This is a genomic window from Micromonospora sp. NPDC048835 (assembly GCF_040649995.1).
In the GTDB taxonomy this organism is placed as follows: Bacteria; Actinomycetota; Actinomycetes; order Mycobacteriales; family Micromonosporaceae; genus Micromonospora.
On record NZ_JBEZGM010000013.1, the window covers coordinates 124986 to 139515 of the forward strand.

Annotated in this window: 16 protein-coding genes; 4 read left to right on the forward strand and 12 right to left on the reverse strand. The window is 72.3% G+C overall.

Going from position 1 to position 14530, the window contains the following annotated elements:
- Nucleotides 1-17 precede the first annotated feature (17 nt).
- Genes trpB through AB0C15_RS17855 form a run of 3 tightly spaced genes read left to right on the forward strand, consistent with a single transcriptional unit; the run spans nt 18 to nt 2706 of the window.
- Entirely contained in the window at nt 18-1199 is a 1182-nt protein-coding gene (trpB, locus tag AB0C15_RS17845; RefSeq protein ID WP_357353140.1) for a tryptophan synthase subunit beta, read from the forward strand.
- Entirely contained in the window at nt 1196-1918 is a 723-nt protein-coding gene (gene trpA, locus AB0C15_RS17850) for a tryptophan synthase subunit alpha (RefSeq protein ID WP_357353142.1), read from the forward strand. Before trpB ends, trpA begins: the two co-directional genes overlap by 4 nt.
- A 56-nt stretch (nt 1919-1974) precedes the next feature.
- Entirely contained in the window at nt 1975-2706 is a 732-nt protein-coding gene (locus tag AB0C15_RS17855; RefSeq protein WP_357353144.1) for a GntR family transcriptional regulator, read from the forward strand.
- Here AB0C15_RS17855 and urtE read toward each other — a convergent pair.
- The 6 genes from urtE to AB0C15_RS17885 form a co-directional block, all read right to left on the reverse strand.
- Nucleotides 2703-3395 (reverse strand): urea ABC transporter ATP-binding subunit UrtE, encoded by a 693-nt coding sequence (urtE, locus tag AB0C15_RS17860; protein WP_357353146.1) that lies wholly within the window; start codon nt 3393-3395, stop codon nt 2703-2705. The genes AB0C15_RS17855 and urtE overlap by 4 nt on opposite strands.
- Complete coding sequence (gene urtD / locus AB0C15_RS17865; protein WP_357353148.1) at nt 3395-4171, reverse strand: urea ABC transporter ATP-binding protein UrtD; 777 nt, start codon at nt 4169-4171, stop codon at nt 3395-3397. Before urtD ends, urtE begins: the two co-directional genes overlap by 1 nt.
- Complete coding sequence (gene urtC, locus AB0C15_RS17870) at nt 4168-5373, reverse strand: urea ABC transporter permease subunit UrtC (RefSeq protein WP_357353150.1); 1206 nt, start codon at nt 5371-5373, stop codon at nt 4168-4170. The genes urtD and urtC overlap by 4 nt, the downstream gene beginning before the upstream one ends.
- Nucleotides 5370-6257: an urea ABC transporter permease subunit UrtB gene (gene urtB / locus AB0C15_RS17875; RefSeq protein WP_357353152.1), complete on the reverse strand. Its 888-nt coding sequence runs from the start codon at nt 6255-6257 to the stop codon at nt 5370-5372. The genes urtC and urtB overlap by 4 nt, the downstream gene beginning before the upstream one ends.
- A gap of 72 nt (nt 6258-6329) precedes the next feature.
- Nucleotides 6330-7574: an urea ABC transporter substrate-binding protein gene (urtA, locus tag AB0C15_RS17880; RefSeq protein WP_357353154.1), complete on the reverse strand. Its 1245-nt coding sequence runs from the start codon at nt 7572-7574 to the stop codon at nt 6330-6332.
- 421 nt (nt 7575-7995) lie between these two features.
- Complete coding sequence (locus AB0C15_RS17885; RefSeq protein WP_357353156.1) at nt 7996-9078, reverse strand: substrate-binding domain-containing protein; 1083 nt, start codon at nt 9076-9078, stop codon at nt 7996-7998.
- Between the two features lie 96 nt (nt 9079-9174).
- Between AB0C15_RS17885 and AB0C15_RS17890 the strand changes: the two genes are divergently transcribed.
- Nucleotides 9175-9621, forward strand: a complete 447-nt coding sequence (locus tag AB0C15_RS17890; protein WP_357353158.1) for a MarR family winged helix-turn-helix transcriptional regulator — start codon at nt 9175-9177, stop codon at nt 9619-9621.
- Nucleotides 9622-9915: 294 nt separating this feature from the next.
- Here the strand turns inward: AB0C15_RS17890 and AB0C15_RS17895 are convergent, their stop codons facing one another.
- The 6 genes from AB0C15_RS17895 to AB0C15_RS17920 are packed head-to-tail and all read right to left on the reverse strand — an operon-like array spanning nt 9916 to nt 14448.
- Complete coding sequence (locus AB0C15_RS17895; protein WP_357353160.1) at nt 9916-10632, reverse strand: urease accessory protein UreD; 717 nt, start codon at nt 10630-10632, stop codon at nt 9916-9918.
- Complete coding sequence (ureG, locus tag AB0C15_RS17900) at nt 10632-11417, reverse strand: urease accessory protein UreG (protein ID WP_357353162.1); 786 nt, start codon at nt 11415-11417, stop codon at nt 10632-10634. Before ureG ends, AB0C15_RS17895 begins: the two co-directional genes overlap by 1 nt.
- The gene (locus tag AB0C15_RS17905; RefSeq protein WP_357353164.1) at nt 11407-12102 is read right to left on the reverse strand and encodes an urease accessory UreF family protein; all 696 of its coding nucleotides are present in this window, start codon (nt 12100-12102) and stop codon (nt 11407-11409) included. Before AB0C15_RS17905 ends, ureG begins: the two co-directional genes overlap by 11 nt.
- Nucleotides 12102-13805: an urease subunit alpha gene (locus AB0C15_RS17910; RefSeq protein ID WP_357353166.1), complete on the reverse strand. Its 1704-nt coding sequence runs from the start codon at nt 13803-13805 to the stop codon at nt 12102-12104. Before AB0C15_RS17910 ends, AB0C15_RS17905 begins: the two co-directional genes overlap by 1 nt.
- The gene (locus AB0C15_RS17915; RefSeq protein ID WP_357353168.1) at nt 13802-14149 is read right to left on the reverse strand and encodes an urease subunit beta; all 348 of its coding nucleotides are present in this window, start codon (nt 14147-14149) and stop codon (nt 13802-13804) included. The genes AB0C15_RS17910 and AB0C15_RS17915 overlap by 4 nt, the downstream gene beginning before the upstream one ends.
- The gene (locus AB0C15_RS17920) at nt 14146-14448 is read right to left on the reverse strand and encodes an urease subunit gamma (protein WP_278139873.1); all 303 of its coding nucleotides are present in this window, start codon (nt 14446-14448) and stop codon (nt 14146-14148) included. The genes AB0C15_RS17915 and AB0C15_RS17920 overlap by 4 nt, the downstream gene beginning before the upstream one ends.
- Between the last annotated feature and the right edge of the window lie 82 nt (nt 14449-14530).

Sequence of the window (14530 nt, forward strand, 5' to 3'; positions counted from 1 at the left end):
TGTTCTATAACAGTGGCATGAGTTCTATAACAGTGCGGTCGGCGGTCGTGTCCGGGCGGTACGGCAGCTACGGCGGGCGGTACGTGCCGGAGTCCCTCATCCCCGCCTGCGAGGCCGTCGCCGAGGCCTTCTCCGAGGCGTGGGCCGACCCCGGGTTCCGCGGCAGCCTCGCCGCGCTGCTGTCGGCGCACGTGGGACGGCCGACGCCCCTGACGCCGGCCCTGCGACTGTCGGCCGAACTCGGCGTGACGGTGCTGCTCAAACGGGAGGACCTGACGCACACCGGCTCGCACAAGATCAATAATGTGCTCGGGCAGGCGTTGCTGGCCCGGCGCATGGGGCGCACCCGCCTGATCGCCGAGACCGGGGCGGGAATGCACGGCGTCGCGACGGCGACGGCCGGTGCCCTGCTGGGTCTGCCGGTGACGGTGTTCATGGGCGAACGCGACGTGGAACGCCAGGCGCACAACGTCTTCCGCATGCGGCTGCTGGGCGCCGAGGTCGTTCCGGTGACAAGCGGGAGCCGAACGCTGAAGGACGCCACGAGCGAGGCCATGCGCCACTGGGTGACGGACGTCGACGAGGCGTACTACTGCGTGGGCTCGGTCATCGGACCGCACCCCTATCCCCTGATGGTCCGCGAGTTCCAGCGCGTCATCGGTGACGAGGCCCGGCGGCAGTGCGCGGCCGACCTGCCCACCGCCACCCCCGACTACGTGGTCGCCTGCGTCGGCGGCGGCAGCAACGCGGCGGGCACGTTCGCCGGGTTCGTCGAGACATCGGCGAAGCTCGTCGGGGTGGAGGCCGAGGGCGGCTCCGGCGCGTCGAACGGCGAGATCGGGGTGCTGCACGGCTTCCAGTCGCTGTTCCTCCAGGACGAGCACGGGCAGATCAAGGAGGCGCACTCGATCGCGGCCGGGCTGGACTACCCGGGCGTCGGGCCCGAGCACGCGTACCTGCGCGATCTGGGACGCGCCCGGTACGTCACCGTCTCCGACGGGGAGGCGGTGGCGGCCGCGATCCGGCTGGCGCGGGCGGAGGGCGTGCTGCCCGCCATCGAGTCGGCCCACGCGGTCGCCTGGGTCGTCCGCGCCGCCGGCACGCCGGAGCTGCCGAGCGGGTCGACGGTGCTCGTCACCCTGTCCGGGCGCGGCGACAAGGACGTGACCACGCTGATCGCGGAGGCGGATCTCGGATGAAGCTGCTGATGCCCTACATCACCGGCGGGATCGTGCCGGGCTGGACGGAGTACCTGAACGCCTTCGAGGACGCCGGAGCCGACCTGGTCGAGGTCGGACTTCCGTTCTCCGACCCCACGGTGGACGGTCGCACCATCCAGGCGGCCTCGGACGCGGCGCTCGCCCGGGGCACGACGCCCGCGTCGGTCCTGGACGACCTCGCCGCAGCGCGGGTCGGCATCCCCCTGGTCGCCAGCACGTACGCCAACATCGCGCTGCGGCCGGGTTTCGGCGACGCGTTGACGGCGGCCGGAGTGACCGGCCTGATCGTGCCCGACCTGCCCCTCGACGAGCTGGCCGGGCTGAACGTGCCGGGTGTCCAGGTGAGTCTGCTCGCCTCCCCCGCCACGCCGGACGACCGGCTCGCCGAGATCGGCCGGCGCAGCCGGAACTTCGTGTACGCCGTCTCGATCATGGGCACGACCGGCGAACGCGATCGGCTCGCACCGTCCGCCGTCACGCTCGCCGCTCGGCTCAAGCAGGTCACCGACCTCCCCGTACTGCTGGGCTTCGGCATCTCCACCCCGGAACAGGCGGCCGAGGCGGCGGAGGTCGCCGACGGAGTCATCGTCGGGGCGGCAGTCATGCGGCGCATCCTCGACGGGGCCAGCCCCGCCGAGGTCGGCGCGTTCGTGGCGTCGCTGCGGGCCGCGCTGCCCCTGGTGGCCCCCGTGCGATGATCGGCGGTGGCCGTCGATGACGGGAGCGGACAGTCGACGCGTCGGGAGGCGGACCAGTGGCACGCTATCGGGCCATCGCCGCCGACCTCGCCGCCAAGATCCGCGACGGTCACTACGCGCCAGGCGAGGCACTGCCCGCGCAACGCGAGCTGAGCACGGCGTACGGCGTCACCCTGATGACACTGCGCCAGGCCCTGCGCGAGCTGAGCGTCGAAGGGCTGATCGTCCAGCAGCCCGGCAAGGGCACCTTCGTCACACCGTCGCACGCGGCGTACCAGTTGGGGTCGTTGCGGAGCTTCGGCGACGACCTGCGCGAGCAGGGCCACGAGGTCCGCACGACGGTCATCTCCCGCGCGCAGCGCCGCCTGCCCTCGCGCGTCGCGGCCCGGCTGCGGGTCGCCGAGGCCGAGACGGGCCTGCGCCTCGAGCGGGTCCGCGCGTTCGCCGGCCGCCGCGCCATCCACCAGGTCTCCTGGGTACGCGAGCCGCACGCGAACCGCCTGCACGACGTGGACTTCACCAGCACCTCGTTGTACGCGGCCCTGGCCGACCTCGGGGTGGTGGTGGCCCGGGCGGCGGAGACGATCCGGCCGGAGGTGTTGAGCGCGGACGTGGCCCGGCACCTGGACGAGGCCGAGGGTGCCCCGGTGCTGGTCAGCGACCGGATCACCTACGCGCCGGACGGGACGGCCCTGGTGACCGACCGGGCGACGATGCTGGGCAGCATGATGCAGATCACCGCCGACCGGGCCGCCACCGGGCTGTCCCTCCAATACGGCGCGGTCTAGACCGCCAGGGCCGCCCGGACGTCCCGTTCCGCCGTGACACCCCCGTCCCCGTGCGAGGTGACCCGGCCGGACTCCAACACGTGGTAACGGTCTGCCACCCGCAGCGCGAAGCCCAGGTGCTGCTCGACGAGGAGCACACTGAACCCGGACTGCCGGGCCAGCTCGGCGATCCGCTCCTGGATCTCCGCGACCACCGACGGCTGGATGCCCTCGGTCGGTTCGTCGAGCATCAGCAGCCGCGGCCGGGTGATCAGGGCGCGGGCGATGGCGAGTTGCTGGCGCTGGCCGCCGGAGAGCAGCCCGGCCCGACGCCGCAGCAGCGGCCGCAACGCCGGGAACAGGTCCAGCACCTCGGCCGTGGCCACCGCCCCGTCGCGCCGGCCGTCGGCGACCAGCCGCAGATTCTCTGCGGCGGTCAGGTGCGGGAAGCACTGCTGGCCCTGCGGGACGTACGCCATCCCCCGCGCCACCCGCTCGTGCGGCCCGGCGCGGGTGACGTCCTCGCCGTCCAGCTCGACGGTGCCGGCGCTCGGGCGCAGCAGCCCGGCGGCGACCCGCAGCAGGGTGCTCTTGCCGGCACCGTTGTGCCCGAGGACGGCGGCCACCCCGTCGGGCGGGACGGCGAGGTCGACCCCGTGCAGCACCCGAGAACGCCCGTACCCGGCGTGCACCCCACGCAGCGTCAGCATCATGCCTCCCGGCCGGTACGGGCCGACCCGGCGTCGACCGGGTGGCCAAGGTAGACCTCCTGCACGCGTGGGTCCGCCTGGACCTGCGCCACAGTGCCCTCACTGAGCACCCGACCGGCGTGCAGCACGGTGACGCTGCGCGCGAACCGACGGAGGAAGTCCATGTCGTGCTCGATCACCACCACCGTGCGGTCCCGGCTGACCGCCTCCAACAGCTCGCCGGTGGCGTCGCGTTCCTCGTGGCTCATCCCGGCGACCGGCTCGTCCAGCAGCAGCAGCCGCGCGTCCTGCACCAGCAGCATGCCGATCTCCAGCCACTGTTTCTGACCGTGCGCGAGCGTCCCGGCGAGGTGTGCGGCGCGGTCGGCCAGCCCGATCGTCTCCAGGGCGGCGGCCACCTCGTCGGGGACGCCCCGGCGGCGGCGGGCCAGGGTCGCCAGGCTGCGCCGGGCACCCGCCGCGATGTCGAGGTTCTGCAACACCGACAGCTCCTCGAAGATCGTCGAGGTCTGGAACGTCCGTCCGATGCCGAGCCGGCTGATCTTGTGCACCGGCCGGCCGAGCAGCTCGTCGTCGCCGAAGCGGACCGAGCCGGCGGCCCGGACCAGCCCCGTGATCGCGTCGACGAGGGTGGTCTTGCCGGCCCCGTTCGGCCCGATCAGGAACCGGATGTCGCCGGCCGGCACCTCCAACGAAACGCCGTCGACGGCGGTGAAACCGTCGAAGCTGACCCGGACGTCCCGGACGGACAACCCGTCCAACCGCTCGCCACTCATCGCGCCGGCACCTCCGCCCGTTCGGCCCGTCGTCGGCCCAGCGGCGACCACTGCCGTCGGCGCACCACCGCGGCGCCGTCGCGGCGGCGGGCCAGCGCCCACAGCGACGCCAGGCCGCCGGGGAGGAACGCCACCACGACCACGAAGAGCAACCCCTGCAGGTACGTCCAGGTGCCCGGGAACCGCTCCGACAGGGCGGTACGCGCCCAGGCCACCGCCACCGCGCCGAGCACCGGCCCGAGCAGTGTCGCCCGACCACCCACCGCGACCCCGATGACGAACTCGATCGACGGGACGATCCCGATCAGCGCGGGCGAGATGATGCCCACCGCCGGCACGAACAGCGCCCCGGCCAGCCCGGCCATGCCCGCCGCGACCACGTACGCCACCAGCTTGACCGACGCCGGGTCGTAGCCCAGGAAGCGCACCCGTTCCTCACCGTCGCGGACCGCCACCAGCAACTCGCCGTAGCGGCTGTGGATGAGCTGACGGGTCAGCGCGAGCAACGCCAGCAGGGTGCCGGCGATGATGAAGTAGACCATCCGCTGGTTGACCGGGTCGTCCAGGTCGTAGCCGAAGAAGCCCTTGATGTCGGTCAGCCCGTTGGTGCCGCCGGTGGTGCCCTGCTGGCCGATCAGCAGGATCACCATCGCCGCGGCGAGCGCCTGACTGAGGATGGCGAAGTACGCGCCGCGCACCCGGCGGCGGAAGACAAGCGACCCGAGCCCGAAGGCGACAGCCATCGGCAGCAGCACCGTGGCCGGCAGCGCGAACCACGGGCTGGCGAACGGTCGCCACCACAGCGGCAGTTCGTCGAGTTGCCCGTACAGCTGCATGAAGTCCGGCATCCCGCCCGGGCCCGCGTCGGCGAGCTTGAGGTGCATGGCCATCGCGTAGCCGCCGAGGCCGAAGAAGACGCCCTGCCCGAGGGTGAGCATCCCGCCCCGGCCCCAGGCGATGCCGATGCCGATCGCGACCATGGCGACGCAGAGGTACTTGGCGAGCAACGCCAGCCGGAAGTCCGAGAGCACCAGCGGGGCGACGGCGAACAGCAGCGCCGCGCCGAAGGCGAAGCCGGCCAGGGCCCGCAGCCGTGAGCGGCCGTCCCGGCGGCCCGGTGGTACGACCCCGGCCGGGGCCGGTCGCACGGCGGTGCTGGGTGTTTCGGGGGTGTCGGGCGGGGCGGGGGTGACAGCGGTCATGCGAGGCTCCTGGTCCGCAGGGTGAACAGGCCCTGTGGCCGCCACTGGAGGAACGCGACGATCGCCACGAACACGATCACCTTGGCGACGCTGAGGGTGGTCAGGTACTCCCCGGTGGCCTGGAGCACGCCGAGGGCGAAGGCGACGATCACGCTGCCCTTGAGCTGGCCGATCCCGCCGACCACGACGACCAGGAAGGCGTCGATGATCAGGTTGGTGCCCATGGTCGGGCCGATCGGACCGAGCAGGGTGAGGGCCACCCCGGCGAGCCCGGCCAGGCCGGAGCCGAGGAAGAAGGTCGTCCGGTCGACCCGGGAGGTGGCGATGCCGGACACGGCGGCGAGGTCGCGGTTCTGCACCACCGCGCGGATCCGACGCCCGAGCGGGGTGAGCCGCAGCGCCAGGGTGAGCGCCGCGACGGCGGTCAACGCCAGCGCCAGGATGAACAGCCGGTTGTTGGCGATGGTCAGCCCGCCGGGCAACGCCACGTTGCCGGTGAGCAGCTCGGGCGCGCGGGTCTGCACGTTCGGGCTGCCGAAGATGTCCCGGGCCAGTTGCTGCAACATCAGTGACACCCCCCAGGTGACCAGCAGGGTGTCCAGTGGCCGGGCGTAGAGCCGGCGGATGAGCAGCACCTCCAGCAGGACGCCCATGGTGCCGGCGACCACGAACGCCACCGGCAGCGCGACCAGCAGCGACGCGCCGGCGCCGGTGATGCTCTGCTGGAGCACGTAGGTGGTGTACGCACCGGCCATGATGAACTCACCGTGCGCCATGTTGATCACGTTCATCTGGCCGAAGGTCAGCGCGAGGCCGAGCGCGATGAGCAGCAGCACCGCGCCGATGCTGATGCCGGTGAAGAGTTGACCGAAGAGAACTGTCACGGTGGGTACTCCGAACTGCTGGTCGGGTGGCCCGGACGGGGCGCGCGACGCGCCCCGCCCGGGCCGGCGTCGTCAGCTCAGGCCGCTCGCCCACGGGTAGGTCTTGAGGTACGGGTCCGGAGCGACCGGCTTGCCGGAGTTCCACACCTCGCTGATCAGGCCGTCCGCGCCGATCTTGCCGATCCGGGCGGTCTTGGCGATGTGCTGGGTCTTGCCGTCGACGGTGACCAGACCCTCCGGCGCGTCGAAGGTGATGCCGTCCGAGGCGGCGCGGACCTTCTCCACGTCGAAGGCGCCGGCCTTCTCGACCATCGCCTTCCACAGGTGCACGCTGACGTACGCGGCCTCCATCGGATCGCTCGTCGGCTTGTCCGCGCCGTACTTCGCCTTGTACGCGGCCACGAACTTCGAGTTCGCCGCGCCGGGGGTGGTCTGGTAGTAGTTCCAGGCCGTCAGTTGGCCCTCCAGGTACTGGGTGCCGATGCCCTTGACCTCCTCCTCGGCGATCGACACCGACACCACAGGCATCGTGGTGGCGGTCAGGCCCGCCGACTTGTATTCCTTGAAGAAGGCCACGTTGCTGTCGCCGTTGAGGGTGTTGAACACCGCCGCCGCGCCGGACGACTTGACCTTGTTGACGATGGTGCCGAACTCGGTGGAGCCCAACGGCGCGTAATCCTCACCGAGCACGGTCATCCCGTTCGCCGCCGCGTACGCCTTGATGATTTTGTTCGCGGTGCGGGGAAAGACGTAGTCGCTGCCGACCAGATAGACCGACTTCGCGCCCTGCGACTTGAGGTAGTCAAGCCCGGGAACGATCTGCTGGTTGGTCGTCGCTCCGGTGTAGAAGATGTAGGGCGACTGCTCGAGACCCTCGTACTGCACCGGGTAGAACAGCAACGCCTTGTTCTTCTCGAACACCGGCTTGACCGCCTTACGGCTGGCCGAGGTCCAGCATCCGAAGACGGCTGCCACCCGGTCCTCGGAGATGAGCTTCTCGGCCTTCTCCGCGAAGGTGGGCCAGTCCGAGGCGCCGTCCTCACCGACCGGCTGGATCTTCTTGCCGAGCACACCGCCGGCCGCGTTGATCTCGTCGACGGCGAGCATGATGGAGTCGCGGACGGTGACCTCGCTGATCGCCATGGTCCCGGAGAGCGAGTTGAGCAGGCCCACCTTGACGGTGTCGCCGGAGACGTCGGCGGTGACGCCGGTCGCGCCGCCCTCGTCGGTGGTCTTGCTGCCGCACGCGGTCATCGCGGCCGCGGCGACCAGGGTCATGGCACCCGCCAGGATGCGGCGGCCCCGGAATAGTGACATCTACTCTCCCTGCGGTGCACTCAAAGGGCGTAAGGGCGGTCGGTGCGGTCCGATGGAGCTGACGTGGGCGATGCCAGGGTCGACGGGTGGACGCCGCGCAGGGCACCGGCTCGGGTATGGGCACGGAAAGCGTCGACCGGCATGATTGCGCGGGTGTTTCCCAGTCCTTAATTGACTGTTTCCGATGATCCCGCCGAGAACCCACGAAAAATCGGCCGACACCGTTGGGAGGAAACGGTGTCGGCCGTTCGGAAAGACGCGGGATAAGTGTCACCACAATGGTCGACGGGCGAAACCGTCGACGGTGGACACGAATTGGTGTGCACTGACCCCTCGGCCAGATGCTTCACGCAGGAAGTATCTTAGGACGGGATCGGGTGGCGCTGTCAAGGGGCCGTTGAGCCGACCGCCAGTGCCCGCCTCAGAGCTCGGCGAGGACCGTGAAGTCGAGCCCGGCAGCCTCGGCCAGGTAGATGCGTTGGCGTACGTGCCGCTGCCGCAGCCGCAACCGCCCCCGCGGCCCGTGGTAGGCGACCGTGTCGGCGGCCGTCTCGATGGCCCGCACGTCGAGGGTGCGGGCCTGCCCGATCAGCGCGGCGAGCAGCATGACGCCCTCGTAGCAGGACTCCCCCAGGCTGCCCAGCGGCGGCGCCTCCACCCCGAAACGCCTGGCGAACTCGCCGTGGAAGTCGAGATTCTCCTGCGTCACCAGCCCGGCGAAGAAGCCCGCCGTGCTGTACAACCCCCGGGTCGCGCCGGCACCGCTGGCCAGCAGCATGTTCTCGTCCATCAGCGTGCTCAGCCGCAGGCAGCGCTGGTCCAACCCGGACCTGGCGAACGCGCGGTTGAACCGCACCGCGTCGGCGCCGACAAGCAGCATCAGCACCGCGTCCGCGTCACTGTGCTCGATGCGGCGCAACACCTCGGTGAAGTCGTGCGCGTCCAACGGCAGGAAGTGCCGGCCCACCACCTGCCCACCGCCGCGCAACGCGTACCGCTGGGCCGCCCGCGACGTGCGGCGCGGCCACACGTAGTCGTTGCCCACCACGAACCAGCGGCGTACCCCCTGCTCGGCCGCGAGCAGCCGCATCGCGGGCCACAGCTGGGCGTCCGGCGTCTCGCTGGTCAGGAAGACCCCTTCGGTGCGTTCACCACCCTCGTAGAGTGCGGTGTAGACGTACGGCACCCGGTGCGCGACGCGGGGCGCCAACGCCTGGCGCACCGACGAGATGTGCCACCCCGTCACCCCCTGCACGGCCCCCATCGACACCAACGCCTCGACCTCGGCGGCGACCTCGGCCGGCGGCGCGCCACCGTCGACCGGCACCAACCGCAGCTCCCGGCCGAGCACACCGCCGCACCGATTGACCTCCTCCACCGCGAGCTGCGCGCAGAGCTCGCAGGTGGGGCCGAACATGCCGGCCGGCCCGCGCATCGGGTAGACCAGCGCGATGCTGACCACGGCGCTGTCGACGGTCAGCCACGGCGGTGCCGGCGCGGACATGAGCACATGATTGTCCGGCCCACGACGGAAGACCAGCCCTCACCACTGGCCGGGACGACTCGCTACCATGACAGGGCCGCCGGCCCAGGGAGTCTCATGTCAAACGTGCCCGGGGCGTCAGCCGACCTGCTGCGCTCGCTCACCCGCGCCGAACGGCTGCTCTCCCGCCGGCTGGGCGCCGTCCTGGCCGACGACGAGCTGAGCATCGAGGCGTGGCGGGTGCTGTGCCTGCTCGCCGACGGCCAGGGTCACCCGATGAGCGAGGTGTCCGCCGAGGCGTCGCTGCCACCGGGCACCCTCACCAAGCTGGTCGACCACCTCGTCGACCGCAACCTCGTCTTCCGCCGGATCGACCCGATCGACAGACGACGGATCCGGGCCTACCTGACCACTCGCGGCCGCCGCGAGCACGCCCGCCTGGACGAGCGGGTCCGGGCCAGCCTCGCCGAGTTGGGCGTGGAGCAGGCGGCCGACCTGGTCAGCCAGCTCGGCGGCCTGATCGGCCGCCTCGACCCGGCCCGGCCACGGGAACACGCTCACTGACCACCTCCTGGGCAAGCCGCCGCCTCACCCTGCTCCCGACGCGACAAGGATCGCGAACCGGGCCGGCCCCGAGCGCAACCCAGCCACACGCGGCACCCGACCGCTTGCGCCGCCCAGCCACGTGTGCCCACCCGGCCGCCAACGCCACCCGGCCGCCAACGCCACCCGGCCGCGAACGACCTTCGCCCGAGAGCGTGATGTCTGTGAGTCATCGTGATGACTCACAGACATCACGCTCTCCGCGGTGTGCGCCTCCAGAACGGCCCCGGGGGCCGGGCGGACCAACAGGGCTTCCTAGCCGGTGAGGTAGGCGCGCAGGGTCTGCGCGTCGGGGGCGGTAGCGGTCCACAGGGTCGCCGGACCGCCGGCCAACGGCAGCCGGGCGACACTGCCCTCGACCGTCGGCGCTTCGGAGGGTTGCGACGGGTCGACCACCAGCAGCGACCCGGTGGCCGAAGCACCGCCGAGCACGGCCGGGCCGGCCCAGCCCGGTGCGTGCGGCCCCACCGCGAGGGACTGGCGCAGCAGTGGTCGACCCGCGTAGTCGACCTGGGTGTGCACCACGGCACCGCCGGGCGTCTCGCCGTACCGGCCGCAGATCAGCTCGTCGCGCCAGCGCAGGCTCGCACCGGCGGCCAACTCGATCCGGGACTCGGCGAGGTGCGCGCAGCCGGCCGCCGCGACCAACTGCTCCGGAAGCCAGTGCAGCGTGGCACCGGCGTGCACCACCGCCCGCACCGCCATCCGGGACACGGCACCCGCGCGACCCGGCAGGGCGATCGACGCGGCGACGCTCCGCACCCGGACCGCCGCGCCCGTACCCACCTCGATCTCCAGGCGCAGATCGTCGCCGGCGAGCGGCCCGGCGGCCCCGCCGACGAGGTGCACCGTGGCGACACCACCGTCGGTCGGGGTCTGGCGCAACAGCAACGGCGTCTCGCCATGCACCTCGACGAGGACGGTGCCACCCCGACCGTCGGCCCGGGCGACCAGCCGGGCGAGCGCACGCATCAGGCCGGTTCCGCCGCTACGGAGAGCGGATGCAGAGCGGCGTGGTGCGCCAACTCGTGCCGGATCCAGGCCGCGACAGGGGTTGCCGTCGGGTCTCCCACGATGGACAGGAAGAGGGTCGGAAGGTCGCCGCGCCGGGCCCGCGCGTCCCGGTCCATGACGGCGAGGTCGGCACCCACCATCGGTGCCAGGTCGGTTTTGTTGATCACGAGGAGGTCGGCGGCCGTGACCCCCGGACCGCCCTTGCGGGGCACCTTGTCCCCGCCCGCCACGTCGACCACGAAGATCTGCCGATCGACGAGCCCACGGCTGAAGGTCGCGGTCAGGTTGTCGCCGCCGCTCTCCACGAGGACCAGGTCCAACGGGCCGACCGTCTCGGCCAGTTCGTCGACGGCGTCCAGGTTGGCGCCGATGTCGTCGCGGATGGCGGTGTGCGGGCAGCAGCCGGTCTCCACCGCGCGGATCCGGGCCGGGTCCAGCACCCCGGCCCGGCGGAGGAAGTCGGCGTCCTCGGTCGTGTAGATGTCGTTCGTCACCACGCCGAGCCGCAACTCGTCGGCGAAGGCACGGCAGAGCGCAGCCACCAGGGCCGTCTTGCCGGACCCGACGGGGCCGCCGATGCCGACCCGCAGGGCACGGCCGGCACGGGGCAACGGCGGGTGCGGGTCCACCCCCGGCTCCGGGTGGGTGTGCGGGACGGTCTCGTCGTGGGGTGGGGTGGCCGGCGGCGGCGTGGTCGGTTCGACGGCGGGCACAGCGTTCGGCACAACGGTGTCAGGACGCAAAGAGACGCACCTCCCAGGTGGCATGGATTTCGGCATGGATGTCGGCGAGTGGAGCGGCGGCGGCCGGCATCCGCTCCGGTGGGTCGTCGGCGGCCCTCGCCGCGTCGGCGGCCGTGCCGTCGCAGGCGTCGGCCAGGCCGACCAGCAGGGCCTGGACCTGGTACGGGTCGAGACCGAGCAGACGTACGCCGGCGCTCGCCGCCCCGGTCAGCGTCCCGTACGCGGCGATCGTTGCGGTCTCGACGCGGGACAGCCCAGCCGCGGCGCAGAGCAGCCCGAGCACCAGCGGCTGGTGCGCCCCGACGGGTGTCGCCGGCAGGTCGGCGAACGGGGCATCCGGCCAGATGGCCCGGCCGGCCCGTAGCAGTGCCCGGCCCTGTCGGCGCGAGACCACCCGCAACGCCGGGGCGGCGGTACGGGCGTCCAGCTCCGCGTCGAGCCGAGCCAGCACCTCCGACCGCCCGGCGCACCGCGCCGGCACCTCCGCCGCCCGGTGTGCGGCCGCCGCGAACGCCGCCCCGACCAGGCCGGCGGTGGCCAGCCGTCCGGCCAGGAACGCCTCCAACGACGCCAGGTCGGTGACCCGGCCGGCGGCGACGGCCGCCTCCAGACCACCGGAGTGCGCGTGCGCCCCGGCCGGGAAGCGCCCATCGGCCAACAGCAACAGCAGGCTCGGCGTCGTCATCAGAACAGGAAGTACCGCTGGGTCATCGGCAGCCGGGTCACCGGGTCCGGCTCCACCACCTGCCCGTCGATCCGCACGGTGAAGGTGTCCGGGTCCACCTCGATGCGCGGCATGGCGTTGTTCTCCGGCAGGTCGGCCTTGCCCCGCGACCGCACGTCGCTCACCGGCACCACCCGGCGTCGCACGTCCAGGCGCAGCCCGGCGTCCAGGGCCGCCGGGGCCACGAAGGCCAGGCTGGTGGCGGCCGCCGCCGCACCGTACGCCCCGAACATCGGCCTCGGCAGCATCGGCTGCGGTGTCGGGATCGAGGCGTTGGCGTCACCCATCTGGGCGTACGCGATCATGCCGCCCTTGAGCACGAGGTGCGGTCGGACGCCGAAGAACGCCGGATCCCAGAGCACCAGGTCGGCGAGCTTGCCCGGCTCGACCGAGCCGATCTCCCGTTCCAGCCCGTTGGCCATCGCGGCGCAGATGGTGTACTTCGCCACGTACCGTCGGGCCCGGTGGTTGTCGGCGGCCCCGTCGCCCGGCAACGCGCCGACCCGGTCCTTCATCACGTGGGCGCTCTGCCAGGTCCGCAGGATGACCTCCCCGACACGGCCCATCGCCTGCGCGTCGGAGCCGATGATCGAGATCGCGCCGAGGTCGTGCAGCAGGTCCTCGGCGGCCATCGTGGACGGTCGGATCCGACTCTCGGCGAAGGCCAGGTCCTCCGGCACGGACGGGTTGAGGTGGTGGCAGACCATCAACATGTCCAGGTGCTCTGCCAGGGTGTTCGCGGTGTACGGCCGGGTCGGGTTGGTCGACGACGGCAGCACGTTCGGTTCGCTGGCCACGGTGATGATGTCCGGTGCGTGCCCGCCACCGGCGCCCTCGGTGTGGTACGAGTGGATCGCCCGACCGCCGATCGCCCGCAGGGTGTCGGCGACGAAACCGGCCTCGTTGAGCGTGTCGGTGTGGATCGACACCTGGACCCCGGACGCGTCGGCCACCCGCAGGCAGGCGTCGATCGCGGCAGGCGTGGTGCCCCAGTCCTCGTGCAGCTTGAAACCGCCCGCCCCGGCGCGCAGTTGTTCCCAGAGCGCCTCCTCCGAGACGGTGTTGCCCTTGCCGAGCAGCAGCACGTTCACCGGCATGGTGTCCAGTGCCTCGTGCATCCGGGCCAGGTGCCAGGCGTTCGGGGTGACCGTCGTGGCGCGGGTGCCCTCGGCCGGGCCGGTGCCGCCGCCGACGAGTGTGGTGATCCCGCTGGACAGGGCCTCGGTGACGATCTGCGGGCAGATGAAGTGCACGTGGGTGTCGACCGCGCCGGCGGTGAGGATCCGCCCGTTTCCAGCGATCACCTCGGTCCCCGGGCCGATGACCAGGTCGGGGTGGACCCCGGGCATGGTGTCCGGGTTGCCGGCCCGACCGAGCGCCACGATCCGCCCGTCGCGCAGGCCCACGTCGGCCTTGACCACCCCCCAGTGGTCGAGCACCACCGCGCCGGTGATGACGGTGTCCAGTGCCCCCTCGGCGCGGGTGGCCCGGGACTGCCCCATCGACTCACGGATCACCTTCCCGCCGCCGAAGACCGCCTCGTCGCCGCCCACGCAGTGGTCGGTCTCCACCTCGATCAGCAGGTTGGTGTCGGCCAGCCGGATCCGGTCGCCGGTCGTCGGCCCGTACAGGTCGATGTAGCGGTCCCGCCGCACGGCGCTCACCGCGGCGACCCGTCGGCCGTGGGTGCGTGCGGCGACGGGTCCAACGGCCCGGCGCACTCGCCGCGCAGACCGGGCACGACGCGGGCGCCGCCGAGCGGGACGAGGTCGACGCTGCGGTTGACGCCCGGTTCGAACCGGACGGAGGTGCCCGCCGGGACGGCGAGCCGCTGCCCCCAGGCGGCGGCGCGGTCGAACGACAGGGCGGGGTTGGCTTCGGCGAAGTGGTAGTGCGAGCCGACCTGCACCGGACGGTCGGCGGTGTTGACCACGAGCAGGGTGGTCACCGGACGACCCACGTTGATCTCGACCGGGTCGGCCGCCGGCAGGATCTCCCCGGGGATCACGGGATCGGGTGGTGCACCGTCACCAGCTTGGTGCCGTCCGGGAACGTCGCCTCCACCTGCACCTCCCTCAGCAGCTCGGGGATGCCGTCCTGGACGTCGTCGCGGCCGAGCACGGTCCGGCCGGCCGACATCAGGTCGACCACCGACCGCCCGTCGCGCGCGCCTTCGAGGAGGAACGCGGTGATGATCGCGACGGCTTCGGGGTAGTTGAGGCGCAGGCCGCGTTCGCGGCGGGCGCGGGCGACATCGGCCGCGACGTGGACGAGCAGGCGGTCCTGTTCGTGCGGGCTGAGGAACACGGGGCTCTCCCGGTGGGTCGGCGTGCCCCGGCTCGCCGTCGGCCCCGCGGGGAGCCGCGCCGGGCAGCAACACCCGGGGTAC

Excerpts from the sequence above, each read along its gene's own strand:
- trpB (WP_357353140.1), top strand. The coding sequence starts at position 18 with ATGAGTTCTATAACAGTGCGGTCGGCGGTCGTGTCCGGGCGGTACGGC.
- trpA (WP_357353142.1), top strand. The coding sequence starts at position 1,196 with ATGAAGCTGCTGATGCCCTACATCACCGGCGGGATCGTGCCGGGCTGG.
- urtE (WP_357353146.1), bottom strand. The coding sequence starts at position 3,395 with ATGCTGACGCTGCGTGGGGTGCACGCCGGGTACGGGCGTTCTCGGGTG.
- urtD (WP_357353148.1), bottom strand. The coding sequence starts at position 4,171 with ATGAGTGGCGAGCGGTTGGACGGGTTGTCCGTCCGGGACGTCCGGGTC.
- urtC (WP_357353150.1), bottom strand. The coding sequence starts at position 5,373 with ATGACCGCTGTCACCCCCGCCCCGCCCGACACCCCCGAAACACCCAGC.
- urtA (WP_357353154.1), bottom strand. The coding sequence starts at position 7,574 with ATGTCACTATTCCGGGGCCGCCGCATCCTGGCGGGTGCCATGACCCTG.
- AB0C15_RS17885 (WP_357353156.1), bottom strand. The coding sequence starts at position 9,078 with ATGTCCGCGCCGGCACCGCCGTGGCTGACCGTCGACAGCGCCGTGGTC.
- AB0C15_RS17890 (WP_357353158.1), top strand. The coding sequence starts at position 9,175 with ATGTCAAACGTGCCCGGGGCGTCAGCCGACCTGCTGCGCTCGCTCACC.
- AB0C15_RS17895 (WP_357353160.1), bottom strand. The coding sequence starts at position 10,632 with ATGCGTGCGCTCGCCCGGCTGGTCGCCCGGGCCGACGGTCGGGGTGGC.
- AB0C15_RS17905 (WP_357353164.1), bottom strand. The coding sequence starts at position 12,102 with ATGACGACGCCGAGCCTGCTGTTGCTGTTGGCCGATGGGCGCTTCCCG.